This window comes from Pedococcus sp. NPDC057267, assembly GCF_042668795.1.
Lineage (GTDB): Bacteria > Actinomycetota > Actinomycetes > Actinomycetales > Dermatophilaceae > Pedococcus.
In genome coordinates, this window is record NZ_JBHUYG010000056.1 from 13,100 (window position 1) to 27,972 (window position 14,873).

The 14,873-nt window shown below is 74.3% G+C and carries 11 protein-coding genes; 6 read left to right on the top strand and 5 right to left on the bottom strand.

Going from position 1 to position 14,873, the window contains the following annotated elements:
- Positions 1-9: 9 nt before the first annotated feature.
- From ACFUC1_RS13010 to ACFUC1_RS13025, 4 genes are all read left to right on the top strand, one after another.
- The gene (locus ACFUC1_RS13010; protein ID WP_379120354.1) at positions 10-852 is read left to right on the top strand and encodes a UbiA family prenyltransferase; all 843 of its coding nucleotides are present in this window, start codon (positions 10-12) and stop codon (positions 850-852) included.
- Between the two features lie 81 nt (positions 853-933).
- Positions 934-1,323, top strand: a complete 390-nt coding sequence (locus tag ACFUC1_RS13015; RefSeq protein WP_379120356.1) for a tautomerase family protein — start codon at positions 934-936, stop codon at positions 1,321-1,323.
- A 139-nt stretch (positions 1,324-1,462) separates the two neighbouring features.
- Entirely contained in the window at positions 1,463-2,698 is a 1,236-nt protein-coding gene (locus ACFUC1_RS13020; RefSeq protein WP_379120359.1) for a C40 family peptidase, read from the top strand.
- A 351-nt stretch (positions 2,699-3,049) separates the two neighbouring features.
- On the top strand, positions 3,050-4,024 hold the full coding sequence (locus ACFUC1_RS13025) for an NAD-dependent epimerase/dehydratase family protein (protein WP_379120362.1): 975 nt from the start codon (positions 3,050-3,052) through the stop codon (positions 4,022-4,024).
- Between the two features lie 185 nt (positions 4,025-4,209).
- Here ACFUC1_RS13025 and ACFUC1_RS13030 read toward each other — a convergent pair whose 3' ends face one another.
- Genes ACFUC1_RS13030 through ACFUC1_RS13050 form a run of 5 tightly spaced genes read right to left on the bottom strand, consistent with a single transcriptional unit; the run spans position 4,210 to position 10,304 of the window.
- Positions 4,210-5,973 (bottom strand): glycoside hydrolase family 15 protein, encoded by a 1,764-nt coding sequence (locus ACFUC1_RS13030; RefSeq protein WP_379120365.1) that lies wholly within the window; start codon positions 5,971-5,973, stop codon positions 4,210-4,212.
- Positions 5,970-7,082: an enolase C-terminal domain-like protein gene (locus ACFUC1_RS13035; protein WP_379120367.1), complete on the bottom strand. Its 1,113-nt coding sequence runs from the start codon at positions 7,080-7,082 to the stop codon at positions 5,970-5,972. Before ACFUC1_RS13035 ends, ACFUC1_RS13030 begins: the two co-directional genes overlap by 4 nt.
- Positions 7,079-8,869: a thiamine pyrophosphate-requiring protein gene (locus tag ACFUC1_RS13040; protein ID WP_379120370.1), complete on the bottom strand. Its 1,791-nt coding sequence runs from the start codon at positions 8,867-8,869 to the stop codon at positions 7,079-7,081. The genes ACFUC1_RS13035 and ACFUC1_RS13040 overlap by 4 nt, the downstream gene beginning before the upstream one ends.
- Entirely contained in the window at positions 8,866-9,294 is a 429-nt protein-coding gene (locus ACFUC1_RS13045; protein WP_379120373.1) for a hypothetical protein, read from the bottom strand. The genes ACFUC1_RS13040 and ACFUC1_RS13045 overlap by 4 nt, the downstream gene beginning before the upstream one ends.
- Positions 9,294-10,304: an SDR family oxidoreductase gene (locus ACFUC1_RS13050; RefSeq protein ID WP_379120375.1), complete on the bottom strand. Its 1,011-nt coding sequence runs from the start codon at positions 10,302-10,304 to the stop codon at positions 9,294-9,296. The genes ACFUC1_RS13045 and ACFUC1_RS13050 overlap by 1 nt, the downstream gene beginning before the upstream one ends.
- Before the next feature lie 132 nt (positions 10,305-10,436).
- Here ACFUC1_RS13050 and ACFUC1_RS13055 point away from each other — a divergent pair, with 132 nt between their 5' ends.
- Entirely contained in the window at positions 10,437-10,931 is a 495-nt protein-coding gene (locus ACFUC1_RS13055) for a MarR family winged helix-turn-helix transcriptional regulator (RefSeq protein WP_379120378.1), read from the top strand.
- 74 nt (positions 10,932-11,005) lie between these two features.
- Positions 11,006-14,716, top strand: a complete 3,711-nt coding sequence (locus ACFUC1_RS13060; RefSeq protein ID WP_379120380.1) for an FAD-linked oxidase C-terminal domain-containing protein — start codon at positions 11,006-11,008, stop codon at positions 14,714-14,716.
- Positions 14,717-14,873 lie beyond the last annotated feature (157 nt).

A 14,873-nucleotide genomic window follows, 5' to 3' on the forward strand; every position in this document is an offset into this window, starting at 1 on the left:
GGTGGGCCCGTGCCCGGCCGACCAGGACCCGACGCGGCAGTCCCCGCGTCCTCCGCCCCCGTCCTCGGGCTGGCGCGCGCCTGCCACCCCGGCCCGACCGTCGCCGTCACCGTGCTCACCGCCCTGCTGGCGGTGGCGCTGGGCCTCCCGCGGTCGGCCCTGCTGCTCGTGACGGGGGCGGTTCTCACCGGGCAGCTCACCATCGGGTGGTCCAACGACGTCATCGACGCGGCCCGCGACCGCGTGGTCGGGCGCGCGGACAAGCCCGTGGCGAGCGGGCAGGTGGCCGAGCCGGTCGTGCGCGTCGCGATCGGCGTCGCGGGCCTCCTCTGCGTGGGGCTGTCCCTCGCCTGCGGCTGGCGCTCGGCGCTCGTGCACCTGGGGCTGGGAGTGGCGTCGGGGTGGGCGTACAACCTCGGCCTCAAGCGCACCGCGTGGTCCGCGGTGCCGTATGCCGTCGCCTTCGGGGCGCTGCCGGCGGTCGTGTCCCTGGCGGGGCCGGGACGGCAGTGGCCGCCGCCGTGGATGGTCCTCACCGGCGCACTGCTCGGCGTGGGGGCGCACCTGCTGAACGCGCTGCCGGACCTCGCCGACGACGCCGTGACCGGCGTGCACGGTCTGCCGCAGCGCCTCGGGGCGCGCCGGGTCCGCGTCGTGGCGGCGGTCGTGCTGCTGGCCGGCTCGGGGGTGGCGACGTTCGGGCCTGCGGGGAGGGCGCCGTTCTGGGCGCTGCTCGGGCTCGGGCTGTGCCTCGTCCTCGCGGTGGCCACCGCGGTGCTGCGCGGGCGGCTGCCGTTCGATGCGGCGGTGGGCATCGCGCTGGTCGACGTGGTTGCCCTGGTCCTGCGCTGAGCGGGCCGGTCCCCGCGGCGGTAGCGTCGACGGTGGTGCGCCGGGCCCGGTCGCGCCGTGGCCCGAGCCCCGGAGGCGACCATGCCCCTCGTCCGCATCGACCTCGTCCGTGGGCGGGACCCCGAGCAGCTGCGCACCTTGCTGGACACCGTCCACGAGGCGATGGTCGCGGCCTTCGGGGTGCCCGAGACCGACCGGTACCAGGTGCTCACCCAGCACGAGCCCGGCGACCTCATCGCCCTCGACACGGACCTGGGCTTCGCGCGCACCGACGACCTCGTGCTGCTGCAGTTCACCAGCCGCGAGCGCACCGACGAGGCGAAGACCGAGCTCTACCGGCGCCTCGCGGTCGACCTGCACGAACGGTGCGGGCTGGCGCCCAGCGACCTGGTGGTGACGCTGGTCGAGAACGGGCCTGCGGACTGGTCCTTCGGCGGCGGCGTGGCCCAGTTCGTCACCGGCGACCTCTAGCCAGGGGCGATCTGCGGGACGTCCGGTTCGGAGGGCTGTCCCCGTGCGCAAGCCCTGCCGGAGCGGCCGCCGGCTGGGGCGGTGGACGGAGGACCTCCGGCACTGACGCCGTGGCCCGGCCCCACGGGACGGTGGGCGGGTGGAGACGGGTGTCCGCACGAGCCGACCCGGTCGGCCCGGGCTGCGTGCGCTGCTGACGGCGGTGCTGTCCGCGGCGCTGACGGCGGCCCCGGTCGCGGGGTGCGCCACGGCGCCGGCGCCCCCGTCCTCGACGGCGTCGGCGACCAGCGCGTCGACGACGTCGCCGTCGTCGACGGCGAGCCCGAACGGCACCTCGGGGGGCACCTCGGGCGGCACCTCGTCGCCGGGGCCGTCCGGTACGACGACTGCCACTCCACGGCCCCCGTCCACGACGCCCGCGCGACCCAGCACGAGCGGCACACCGGGGCCGTCGACCGCACCCGCCGTGCGCGCCGGGCAGCCGGCCTGGGTCGCGGTCTCGGTGGCCACGCTGTGGCGGTCGCCGTCGTCACCGCGTGCCGTGGACGCCCCGGCCCTGCGCGCCCCCGCGGACGTCCGGGCGTGGCTGGCAGGGATGACGCTCACCGACCGCAGGGGGCTGCAGGGGCGCGCGGAGACGCAGTCGCTGCTCGGTGACCGGCTGCTCGTCACGGCCGTGAGCGGCACGTGGGCATCGGTCGTCGCGCCCGACCAGCCGACGCCCAAGGACTCGCGGGGCTACCCGGGCTGGGTGCCGGTGCGCCAGCTGAGCGCCGTGGCCCCGCGGTCGGGCTCGCAGGCCGCCACCGTGGTCGCGCGGACGGCCTGGCTGCGCGGCGACGACGCGGCGGGTGCCCGGGTCGTCGAGGTGAGCTTCGGCACCCGGCTGCCCGTCCTCGGCACGGCCGGCGGGCTCGTGCGGGTGGCGCTGCCGGGCGGCGTCGTCCGGCGGGTCGACCCGGCCGCCGTGGTCCGGACCACGACGAGCGGTCGTGCGCTGCCCGGCACGGGCGCCTCGGTCGTGGCGTCGGCGCAGGCGTTCACCGGCCTGCCGTACCTGTGGGCCGGGCGGTCCGGCTTCGGGTTCGACTGCTCGGGTCTGACCTCGCTGGTCTACCGCGTCCACGGCGTGCGCATCCCGCGCGATGCCGACGCGCAGGCGCTTGCGGGACGCCGCGTCGCGTCCACGTCGATGGCCCCCGGTGACCTGCTCTTCTACGCCACCTCGAGCGGCTACGTGCACCACGTGTCGATGTATGCCGGGTCGGACCTCATGGTCCAGTCGCCGGCGACCGGCCAGAGCGTCCAGACCATCCCCGTCGCGACGCCGGCGTATGCCGTGCAGCTCGCGGGCGTGCGCCGCTACCTGTCCTGACGGCGCCCCAGCGGAAGTAGGCGAGGGGGACGGCGCCGAACGAGTTGACCACGACGATGGCGAGGGCCCAGCGCCACTTCGGGCCGCGGACCTGCGTGGCCGGTCGCCGGGCCAGGTCGACGAGCGCGGCCACCTTGAGGGCCGCCTCCACCGAGCCGGCGACGACGACCACCCGTCGCGTCCCCGGGCTGAGCTCGCTCCACTTCCGCGTCCTGCTCCTGGACCGCCCCACGGCACCACGATGCGCCGGGTGGCCCGGCCGCGGCAAGGTCCCGGGGGCGGTTGTGGCCCGGTGGCACGCGTCGGCACGTCGCGCGAGCCACATCCGTCCCCCGCCCCTAGGGTCGCAGGATGAAGGTCGTCGTCGTCGGTGGCACCGGCCACATCGGAACGTTCCTCGTCCCGCGCCTCGTGCGCGCCGGCCACGACGTGGTCGTCCTGAGCCGCGGGACGCGGGAGCCCTACGCCGCGGCACCCGAGTGGCAGCAGGTCGAGCGCCTCGCGGTCGACCGCGAGGCCGAGGACCGCGACGGGTCGTTCCCCGGCCGGGTCGCGGGCCTGGGCGCGGACGCGGTCGTCGACCTCGTCTGTTTCACGGTCGAGGCCGCCTCGGCTCTGGTCGAGCGGCTGCGGGGCGAGGTCGGTCACCTCGTGCACTGCGGGTCGGTGTGGCGCTTCGGCCCGAGCCGCAAGCTGCCGATCCGCGAGGACGGCGCGGCGGCAGGGCCGCCGACCGACGGGTACGGCATCGCCAAGGACGCCATCGCCCGACTGCTCGAGGAGGAGACGGCGTCGGGAGGCCTCGTCACGACCTCGCTGCACCCCGGGCACATCACCGGCCCCGGGTGGGCGCCGATCGGGCCGCTCGGCAACCTCGACCCCGGCGTGTGGCGCACCCTGTCCGCGGGCGAGCCGCTCGCCGTCCCCGGCAGCGGCGCCGAGCTGCTGCACCACGTCCACGCCGACGACGTGGCCCAGGCGTTCGAGCTCGCGGTCGCGCACCGCGACGCCGCGTCGGGGGAGTCGTTCAACGTCGTCGCCCCCAGTGCCCTGACCGTGCGCGGGTATGCCGAGATCGCCGGCGGGTGGTTCGGCCAGGAGGCGACCCTGCGCCCGCAGACCTGGGAGGACTTCCGCGCGGGCACGACGGACGAGCACGCCGACACCAGCTGGGCGCACCTGCACCGCAGCCAGTACCTCGCCATCGACAAGGCGCGCGGCCTGCTCGGCTGGCACCCCCGGCACGAGCCCGAGGACGCGGCCCTGGAGGCCGTGCGCTGGCTGGTCGAGCACGGGCAGCTCGAGGTCGCCAACCCGCTGCGGTAACCACAGGCGCCGCACGCCAACACACAGGATCGAAACGGTTCCCTGCGGGCCCGTTTCACCGTCGTTGAGCCTCACGTGAGGGCGAATCGGTTCCGTGCGGGCCCGTTTCACCGTCGTTGAGCCTCACGTGAGGGCGAATCGGTTCCGTGCGGGCCCGTTTCCCGGCTGCACGGCCCACCTCAGGGTCAGCGGCCGAGCACGCCCGCCGTCTCCAGCAGCATCGCGTGGGTGAACGCCTGGGGCAGGTTGCCCCGCAGCTGTCGCTGCTGGACGTCGTACTCCTCGGCATACAGCCCGGGCGGCCCGCACGCGGCCCGGTTGCGCTCGAACCAGCGCACGGCCTCGACGTCGTCGCCCTGGTGGTGCAGCGCCAGCGCCATCATCAGCCCACACATCGTGAACGCGCCCTGGCTCACGCCGAGCCGCTCGTCGCCGTCGTCGCCGTCGAAGAAGCGGTACAGGTAGCCGTCCTCGACGAGCTCGCGCCGCACGACATCGAGGGTCCGCCGCGTGCGTGGGTCGTCCGCGGGCAGCGCACCCCGCACCGGCGGCAGCAGCAGGGCCGCGTCGGGACCGGTCACGTCCTGCGCCCGCTGCCACGACCCGTCGGGCGCGAGGCAGCGCTGGGTGGTGTGGTGCAGGACCTTCGCGGCGAGCTGGTCCCAGCGGGACGCCTGCGACCCGGGGGCGTGCCGGGCCACCGCGCGCAGCCCGGCGACACAGGCGAGGCGCGAGTGCGTCCACCAGTGGTCGTCGAGCTCCCAGATCCCGGCGTCGGGCTCGTCCCAGGCCGTCTCGACGTGCTGCACGAGCGCCTCGACCGCTCGCCACCCGTCCCCGTCGAGGCGGTCGAGCGAGGCGGCGCGTTCGTACATGAGCATCAGCTCGCCGAACACGTCGAGCTGGGTCTGGCCGCGCACCCAGTTCCCCACGACGTCGGTGCCACCGGGGTAGCCGGGGAGGTCCAGGCGCCGCTCGTGCGGCAGGTCGGAGCCGTCGACCCGGTATGCCGGGCGCAACGGGCCGCCGCCCAAGACCCGTTCGGTGGCGAAGCGGACCGCGCTGTCGAGCAGCTCGGGCCGGCCGACGGCGCTCGACCCCATGGCCACGTAGGCCTGGTCGCGGAGCCAGACGTAGCGGTAGTCGTAGGAGTTGGACTCGTCGGCCTTCTCCGGCAGGCCGAGCGTGGCCGCGGCCACCATGCCGCCGGCGGGATGGGTCAGGCCGCACAGGACGGCGTAGGAGTGCCGGGCGTCGCGGGGGGCCGCGGTGTGCCCGAAGGCGTCCGGGACCTGGCCTCGCCATGCGGCGGTGGTGCGGTCCCAGAGCCGGTCCGGGGAGGCGCCCGGGCCGACGTCGAGCCGGCCGACCTCGAGGACGAGGTCGTGGTGCTCGCCCGGGGCCACGGACAGGTGCGCCCGCAGCCGCCCGTCCGCGTCGACGACCGCGTCGGGGGCGCCGCGCCAGCGCATCCTGTGCTCGCCGACCGTGGCCGTCCAGCTGCCGTCATCGTGGCGGCGCAGGTCACGCCAGGGCTCGCGCCCGAAGTGCGCGCGCAGGTCCAGCACCACCCGCACGTCGGCCCGGCCGGCGACCGCGTCGACCCGGCGCAGCAGGACCACCGTGTCCGGTTCCCCGGGGTAGGCGAGGGCCTCGCGGCACTCGATCTCGGTCCTCGGCGTCACCCAGCGGTCACGCCAGACCAGCGTGCCGGGCTCGTAGTACCCGCCCCACACGCAGGGCTCCACGGGTGTGACGGCATACCCGCCGTCGCCGCCCACCAGCGACGCGAGCACCGCGTCGCTGTCCCAGCGCGGCGCACACAGCCACACGACGTCGCCGCGCGGCCCGACGAGCGCGCCCCGGTGCCCGTCGGCGAGCAGGGCATAGTCGCGCAGCGAGTGGGGCGGGAACTCCGCCCAGAGCGGCGGCCCGTCCGGCGAGCTCACGAGGCCACCCGCAGGCGCTCGACGGCGTCCTCGTCCACGGTGAGCCCGTGGCCGGGACGGTCCGACGCGGGGTGGACGCTGCCACCTGAGGGGTCGAGCGTGCCGTCGAACACCTCGTCCTCGAACCGCACGTGGTCGTGGAACCACTCCAGGTGCCGCACGTTCGGGGTGGCGGCGGCCACCGCCGCGTGGAGGTGCGGCGCGCAGTGGGCCGACACCTCCAGGTGGTGCGACGCCGCGACCGCGGCGGCCCGCAGCCACTCGGTCCAGCCACCGCAGCGGGTGGCGTCCACCTGGAGGCAGTCGACGGCGCCCGCCCGGCACATGGTCTCGAAGTAGCCGATGTCGGTGCCGTACTCGCCAGCGGCGACGTCGGCGTCGACGAGCTGCCGGACGAGTGCTAGGCCCGCGAGGTCGTCGGACGACACCGGCTCTTCGAACCACGTGACGCCGGCTCCTGCGGCCTGAGCCGCCCCGAGCGCGCGGACCGCCTGTTTCGCCGAGTAGGCGCCGTTGGCGTCGACGTAGAGCTCGGCGGCGTCGCCGACGGTGTCCCGGGCCACGCGCATCCGCTCGACGTCCCGGGCGTGGTCCGCCCCGCCGGGCCGTCCGATCTTGAGCTTCACGCGGGGGATCCCCTGGTCGTGCACCCACGAGCCCAGCTGGTCGGCGAGCCGGTCGTCGTCGTAGCTCGTGAAGCCGCCGCTGCCGTAGACGTCCACCTGGTCGTGGACCCGCCCCAGCAGGTCTGTGGCGGCGACTCCCAGCAGTCGCGCGTGGAGGTCCCACAGGGCGACGTCCACGGCCGACACGGCATACCCCACCGCGCCGGCCCGGGTGGCGTTGCGAGCCGCGTGCACCATCGCGAGCCAGGTCCCGGGCACCCCGGATGCCGGGCGGCCCACGACGACCGGCGCGAGCAGCTCCTCGACGAGCGCGGCGCAGGCGGCGGGGCCGTACGTCCAGCCGGTGCCCGTCACCCCGGCGGCGTGCGCGCGGACGAGCACCATCGTGGTGGCGTCCCAGTGCGCGGTGCCGTCTGTCTCCTCGTCGGCGTCGACCGGCAGCCGCAGGGCGACTGCGTCGAGCCGCTCGACGGCCGCGCTCACGAGTGACCTCCCGGGAGGACCTCCTTGGCCTTGGTGCGCAGGCCTTGGCGCAGGACGCCCCAGCGGTCCTCGTCGCCGCGGAGCAGCGCGGTCGCGGAGTTCCGCACCTGCTCGAAGGTGGCGTGCGGCGGGATGGGCGGGACGTCCGGGTCGGTGTGCACGTCGAGCAGGGTCGGCCGGTCCGCGGCGAGTGCCTCATCCCACGCGGGGCCGACCTCGTCGGGGGAGGTGACGGTGCGGGCGGCCAGGCCGAGGCTCGCGGCGAAGGCGGCGTAGTCGACGTCGGGCAGCGTCTGGGACTCCGGGAACTTGGGGGAGCCGCCCATGGCGCGCATCTCCCACGTCACCTGGTTGAGGTCGTTGTTGTGCAGCACGGCGACGACGAGCCGCGGGTCGGACCAGTGCTCCCAGTAGCGCTTGACCGTGATGAGCTCGGCCAGCCCGTTCATCTGCATCGCGCCGTCCCCGGCGAAGACGATCACCGGCCGGTCGGGGCAGGCGAACTTCGCCCCGATGCCGTACGGCACGCCCGGGCCCATGGTCGCCAGCGTCCCGGAGAGGGAGCCGCGCATGTCGTCACGGAAGCGCAGCTGCCGCGCGTACCAGTTGGCCGAGGAGCCCGAGTCGGCGGCGACGACGGCGTTCGAGGGGAGGCGGCTCGACAGCTCGGCGAAGAGCTTCATGGGGTTCACCGGCTCGGCCGGCACCTCGGCCTCCTGCGCCATCGTCTCCCACCAGGACGCGACGCCCTTCTCGACGTCCTCTCGCCACGACCCGCGCTCGCGCGGCTTCAGCAGGGGGATGAGCGCGCGCAGGGTCGTCGCGGCGTCGCCGACGAGGTTGAGCTCGGTGGGGTACCGCATCCCGATCCGGCCGGCGTCGATGTCGACCTGCACGGCCCTCGCCTGGCCGAGCTCGGGCAGGAACTGGGTGTACGGGAAGCTCGAGCCGACGATGAGCAGCGTGTCGCAGTCCTGCATGAGCTCGTAGCTCGGGCGCGTGCCCAGAAGGCCGATCGACCCGGTGACGAACGGCAGGTCGTCGGACAGGACGTCCTTGCCCAGCAACGGTTTCGCAACGCCGGCCTGCAGCAGCTCGGCCACCTGGGTGACCTCCGCGCGGGCGCCGCGCGCACCCTGCCCGACGAGCATCGCGACCCGCTCGCCGGAGTTCAGGATCTCGGCCGCCTCCTGCAGCGCCGCGTCGTCGGGCGCCACCGTCGGCCACCGGACGCCGAGCGAGGACGGCACCATCTTGAACTCGTGGCCCGGTGGCGTGTACTCGAGCTCCTGGACGTCCGAGGGGATGATGACGGCCGTCGGCGCCTGGGCCGACATGGCCGTGCGGATGGCCCGGTCGAGGACGTTGGGCAGCTGCTCGGGGACGGTGACCGTCTCGACGAAGTCCGACGCGACGTCCTTGTAGAGGGTCGCGAGGTCGACCTCCTGCTGGTAGGACCCGCCCATCGCCGAGCGCGCCGTCTGCCCCACGATCGCCACGACCGGCACGTGGTCGAGCTTGGCGTCGTAGAGGCCGTTGAGCAGGTGGATCGCCCCCGGGCCGGACGTCGCGGTGCAGACGCCGAGGCGACCGGAGAACTTGGCGTAGCCGACGGCCTCGAACGCGGCCATCTCCTCGTGCCGGGCCTGGACGAACGCGGGGGCGTCGTCGGCCCGGGCCCAGGCGGCCAGCAGTCCGTTGATGCCGTCCCCGGCATACCCGAAGACGTGGTCGACGCCCCACTCGCGCAGCCGGGCGAGGACGTGGTCGGCAGTGGTCTGGCTCATGGGTACCTCCTGTGGCGTGGACGGGGGACGAGGGCGTAGGTGGCGAGGGCCGAGGTGAAGGCGCTGGCCGCGCTCGCGAGCGCGACGGGGCGGTGACGGGGTGAGGCCGCCGCGAGGGCTGCCATCGACAGTCCGTGCACCCCGTCGACGGCAGCGGTACGCCTGCCGACGCGGGCGAGCTCGCTCGCCGGGGCCAGGCACAGGACCAGGCCCTGCGCCACCAGGCGCGCGCCGAGGACGCGGGTGACCGGCACCTCGGCGGTCGCTGGCCTGCGTCCGGAGACCAGCTCCAGCAGGCGCCGGGTGCCGAGCAGGTATGCCGAACCCTGGGCGATCGTGAGCAGCCCCAGGGCCCGCAGCGGGAGTGGCGGGCCCTGGGCCCCCGTGCGCGCGCCCAGGCCCCGCAGCGGGCGTCGCGCCGGCATCAGGCGCTCCGGCGCAGCCACGCCCCGAGCCCGGCGGTCACGAGTGCCGCCCCGGCCGCGCCGAGCAGGCCGTGGTGGTGGGACGCCCACAGCTGCACGGACCGCTCCTTGGACCTGCCGTCGAAGATGCCGTGCGTGCCGAAGTCCCTGCCGTCGCGGCCGTCCGCGGGATCCCAGAGGTTCACGGGCTGGTCGGGGTCGCGGGGCTGGTCGGTCTGCTGGGAGTCGTAGCCGGTCAGGCCGAGGTAGCGGTCCAGGACCCCGGGGACGACGGCGTTCGCTGCGAGGGTCGCGGCGGTGCTGGAGCCCACCCAGTACTCGCGGCGGCGGGGGTGGTGGGCGGCGTACACGACAGCGCGGGCCGCGACCTCCGGCTGGTAGATGGGCGGCACGGGCTGGGCGTGCCGCGGCAGGCGGGACAGCACCCAGCCGAACTGAGGGGTGTTCACCGCCGGCATCTGCACCATGGTCACCCGCACGTGGCTGCGCTCGTGCAGCAGCTCGCACCGCAGCGACTCGTTGAAGCCCTGGATGGCGTGCTTGGCACCGCAGTAGGCGCTCTGGAGCGGGATGCCGCGGTAGGCCAGGGCCGAGCCGACCTGCACGATGGTTCCCCGGTCCCGGGGCCGCATGCGCCTGAGCGCGGACATCGTGCCGTGGACGAAGCCTAGGTACGACACCTCGGTGACCCGGCGGAACTCGTCGGCGGTGATCTCGTGGAACGGCGCGAAGACCGACGTGAACGCGACGTTCACCCAGACGTCGACGGGGCCGAGCCGGGCCTCGACGGTTTCGGCCGCCTCCTCGACGGCCGCGGCGTCCGCGACGTCGACCGACAGTGGCAGGGGCTTCCCACCGGCCGCCTCGACCTCGCGGGCGACGCCGTCCAGGCCGTCCTTGCCCCGGGCGAGGAGGGCGACGCGTGCACCCTCCGCAGCGAACGCGATGGCTGTGGCCCGGCCGATCCCCGCCGTGGCGCCGGTGACGACGACTGTCTGCGTTGAGGACATGTCTTCGATGCAACGGCAAGGCTGCTCGAGTCGCAAGTCGAACCGCAATCATTGCAAGTGCGCAACGACTGCACCATGATGAGGATCTCCACGAGCGGGCCGTCCGTCCGTGGTAGCCGAAGGGAGACCCGCATGGGCACGTCCGCACGCGCGCTCCGGACCCCACGCAGGCCGGCACCGAGGGCCGCCGAGCTCGATGCGGCCATGGGGGCCGCACGTGCCTTCGTGACGGTCACGGTGGAGGGGTCCGACACCGACCTGACCCCGGCACAGGTCCGCATGCTCGTCCTCACCCGCGCGCACCCCGACTGCAACCTCAGCGCCCTCGCCGAGTGGATGGACATCCATCCCTCCAACGCGACGCGGGTGTGCGACCGGCTCGTGCGCGGCGGACTCATGGAGCGCCTCGAGGACCCCACCGACCGCCGTCACGTGCTGCTGCGCCTGACGCGGGCAGGCGACGACGTCCTCGACGGCATCATGCAGCGGCGCCGACGCGCCATGCGACGGGTGCTGCAGCGCATGGACCCTGCCGACCGGGCCGACCTCACCCGAGGCCTCATCGCCTTCGCCGAGGCGGCCGGGGAGGTGCACGACGACGGCCTCTGGCCGATCGGCAGGACCTGACCTCCGGTGCCGGGTTGCGCCGGACCCGGCACGGGTAGGTCCCAGGAGCGACCGGCGCAGGACAGGAGACCCCGATGGCAGCGAACCCCACGACGGCCACGACCCGGACGACGGGCTCGAGCACGGCGACGTACGAGGCCCTCGAGCGGGACCTGCGGCGGGAGGTCGACGGCGAGGTGAGGTTCGACGCCGGCAGCCGCGCGGCATACTCCACCGACGCCTCGAACTTCCGTCGGGTGCCCATCGGGGTGGTGGTGCCACGCACCGTGGAGGCGGGCGCCGCCGCGGTGGCCGTCTGCCGCCGGCACGACGTGCCCCTGCTCTCCCGCGGGGGTGGCACCAGCCTGGCCGGCCAGTGCACGAACACCGCGGTCGTCATCGACTGGTCGAAGCACTGCAACGCCCTGCTCGAGGTCGACCCGGGGGAACGCACCTGCGTCGTCGAGCCCGGCATCGTCCTCGACCGGCTCAACGCCGACCTGGCCGAGCACCACCTCCGGTTCGGCCCCGAGCCGGCCACCCACATGAACTGCTCGCTCGGCGGCATGATCGGCAACAACTCCTGCGGCGCGACGGCCCAGCGCACCGGCAAGGTCGTCGACAACGTCGTCGCGCTGGAGGTGCTGCTCTACGACGGGACACGCTTCTGGTGCGGCGAGACGAGCGAGGAGGAGTACGCCGAGATCGAGCGGCACGGGGACCTCCGCGCGTCGGTCTACCGGCGCGCCCGCGCGATCGCCGCCGACCACGCCGACCTCATCCGCGAGCGCTTCCCCGACATCCCGCGCCGCGTCTCGGGCTACAACCTCGACAGCCTCCTGCCGGAGAACTCCCTCAACCTGGCGAAGGCGCTCGTCGGGAGCGAGTCGACCCTCGTCACGGTCCTGCGGGCCAAGCTGCGGCTGGTGCCGGTCGTGGACCACAAGACACTGGTGGTCCTGGGCTTCAAGGACATCGTCGCGGCGGCGAGGGCAGTCCCCGCGATCGTGGAGCACGAGCCCATCGCGCTCGAGGGCCTGGACCACAAGCTGTTGGTGGACAACGAGATCAAGCACCTCAACGCCAAGGCGATGCGCGAGCTGCCCGAGGGGACCGGCTACCTCATGGTCCAGTTCGGGGGCGCCACGACCGAGGAGGCCGACGGGCGCGCGCAGGGCATGCTCGACGCGCTCGGGGACACCGAGCACGACCCGCAGGTGAAGTTCCTCGACGACCCCGACGCCGAGCACGAGCTGTGGCTGGTGCGCGAGTCCGGGCTGGCGGCCACCGCGCACGTGCCGCACCACGCGGACACCTTCGAGGGCTGGGAGGACTCCGCCGTCGCTCCCGAGAGGCTGGGCGACTACCTGCACGACCTGCGGGAGCTGTTCGAGGAGTTCGGCTACGAGGGCGAGACGGGCCCCAGCCTCTACGGCCACTTCGGGCAGGGGTGCGTGCACACGCGGATCCCGTTCGGGCTGTACACCGACGAGGGCGTGGCCCACTACCGACGCTTCATGGAGCGGGCAGCGCACCTGGTCAGCGACTACGGCGGCTCGCTGTCGGGGGAGCACGGCGACGGCCAGAGCCGCGGCGAGCTGCTCCCGATCATGTTCGGCCCCGAGGTGGTCGGCCTCTTCGAGGCCTTCAAGGACGTCTTCGACCCGCGCAACCGGATGAACCCCGGCAAGGTCGTCCGCGCGCGCCGGCTCGACGAGGACCTGCGGCTCGGCGGCCACTGGGTCCCGCGGCCGATGGGCCGGCCGGAGTTCGCCTACCCTCACGACGGCGGCTCGTTCGTCGACGCCGCGAACCGCTGTGTCGGCGTCGGCAAGTGCCGGCAGCACGGCCACGAGGCGGGGTCGGTCATGTGTCCCTCGTACCAGGCGACCGGCGAGGAGGAGCACTCCACGCGCGGGCGGGCACGGTTGCTCTTCGAGATGCTCGACGGCCACCGCGACGGCACGATCCGTGACGGCTGGCGGTCGACCGCTGTCCGGGACGCGTTGGACCTGTGCCTGTCGTGCAAGGGGTGCAAGAGCGACTGCCCTGCCAACGTGGACATGGCCACCTACAAGGCCGAGTTCCTCTCGCACCACTACCGGCACCGGCTGCGGCCGCGGTCCCACTACACCCTCGGCTGGCTCCCGCTCGCGGCGTATGCCGTGCACCGGGTCGGGCTCGCGCGCGTCGCCAACGCCGTGGGCGGGTCACGGGTGGCACCGCTGCTGGAGCGGATGGCCGGGCTCGACGCGCGGCAGGCGCCCCGCTTCGCGGAGCGCACGTTCCAGGCCGACTGGGGGGAGCGGGACCGGTCGAGCGCGGGTGGCTCGGGCCGGGGGAGCCGTGGCCGCGTGGTCCTCTGGCCGGACACGTTCACCAACCACTTCCACCCCTGGATCGCGGACGCGGCGGTCGAGGTGATCGAGGCGGCGGGCTGGGAGGTCGTCGTCCCGGACGAGGCGTTGTGCTGTGGCCTGACGTGGATCTCGACAGGGCAGCTGGGCGCCGCCCGGCGCGCACTCACGCGGACGGCCTCGGCGCTCTGGCCGCACATCAGCGAGGGCGCGCTGGTCGTCGGTCTCGAGCCGAGCTGCACCACGGTGTTCCGCAGCGACGGCACCGAGCTGCTTCCCGACAACCGGGAGGTGGCGCGGCTGCGTGACGCGACCGTCACGCTGGCCGAGCTGCTGGGGAAGCACTCGCCCGGCTGGAAGGCGCCGAGGTGGCGGCAGGACGGTGACGCGAGTGCCGACCGCGACCACGAGGGACACGGCGACGGGGACGGCGGCACGCGACGCGTCGACGGCGCCGCGCAGGTGCACTGCCACCAGCACGCCGTGCTGGGCTGGGAAGCGGACGCGGCGCTGCTCTCGGACATGGGGCTGCAGGTCCCGGCCTTGGAGTCGGGCTGCTGCGGGCTGGCAGGCAACTTCGGGTTCGAGCGGGGGCACTTCGAGACCAGCCGGAAGGTGGCCGAGAACGGCCTGCTCCCTGCGCTGGACCGCCTGCCCGACGACGCTATCGTCCTGGCCGACGGTTTCAGCTGCCGCACCCAGGTGGCCGAGCTCGCCGGTGGCCGGCAGGCCCACCACATCGCGGAGGTCCTCGCCGAGGCGCGACGACGCGAGCGCGAGCGTGACGGCGCCGGTGCCGTTTCGCTGCCCGACCGCTCGGGTAGGACGACGCACACGCCACTGCTCGCCACCACGGCGGCCGGCACACCAGGCACCCCACCGGAAGGCAGCCCCATGCCAGGTCCCCACGACGCCGTCACCGCGCTCGTCCACCAGCAGCACGGCCACGTCACGAGCCTCGTGCGCGCCGTGCAGGACGGCAGGGGGGCGGAGCGCGCCGGCGCCTACCGGTCGTTCCAGGACTACCTGGCCGCGCACGAGGCGGTCGAGGAGCTCGTGCTGCACCCGTCCCTCATGGCCGTCGCGGACGGGACGTCCGTGGCCAAGGACCGGGTGGACGAGGAGCACCAGGCCACCTCGCTCGTGCAGCAGCTCGAGCAGTTCGACGTGGACACCCCGCAGTTCGAGGAGACCTTTGCCGAGCTGGCCGACGCGGTCTCGCGCCACGCCGAGGCGGAGGAGCACCAGGAGCTCACGATGCTGCTGCCGCGCGTGGACGACGACGTCGCCGGCCGCATGGTGGCGGGGCTGCACGCCGTGGCCGAGGTGGCGGACACGCTGCGCGGCGGCGGCTTCGACGGCGCCCACGGCTTCGCAGCCACCCTGGCGGCGGCCAAGGACGAGGTCACCCGCCGGGGACTCGCCGTGGGCGGCGACGGAACGCGCTGAGCCGGCCCGGAGGGACGCCCCGGGGTTCGTCCTAGGCGCTCAGTCGAGGTGCTCGTCCTAGGTGTATTGACCACGGACCTTGTTGACATGAGGGAGGACCTCCGGGCGAAGTGATGGGTGTCTAGTTCCGTCACCGCAAAACCGGAGGTCCTCATGT

What these genes read in the sequence shown, in the direction of transcription:
- ACFUC1_RS13015 (WP_379120356.1), top strand. Translation starts at nt 934, where the DNA reads ATGCCCCTCGTCCGCATCGACCTCGTCCGTGGGCGGGACCCCGAGCAG.
- ACFUC1_RS13025 (WP_379120362.1), top strand. Translation starts at nt 3,050, where the DNA reads ATGAAGGTCGTCGTCGTCGGTGGCACCGGCCACATCGGAACGTTCCTC.
- ACFUC1_RS13040 (WP_379120370.1), bottom strand. Translation starts at nt 8,869, where the DNA reads ATGAGCCAGACCACTGCCGACCACGTCCTCGCCCGGCTGCGCGAGTGG.
- ACFUC1_RS13045 (WP_379120373.1), bottom strand. Translation starts at nt 9,294, where the DNA reads ATGCCGGCGCGACGCCCGCTGCGGGGCCTGGGCGCGCGCACGGGGGCC.
- ACFUC1_RS13050 (WP_379120375.1), bottom strand. Translation starts at nt 10,304, where the DNA reads ATGTCCTCAACGCAGACAGTCGTCGTCACCGGCGCCACGGCGGGGATC.
- ACFUC1_RS13055 (WP_379120378.1), top strand. Translation starts at nt 10,437, where the DNA reads ATGGGCACGTCCGCACGCGCGCTCCGGACCCCACGCAGGCCGGCACCG.
- ACFUC1_RS13060 (WP_379120380.1), top strand. Translation starts at nt 11,006, where the DNA reads ATGGCAGCGAACCCCACGACGGCCACGACCCGGACGACGGGCTCGAGC.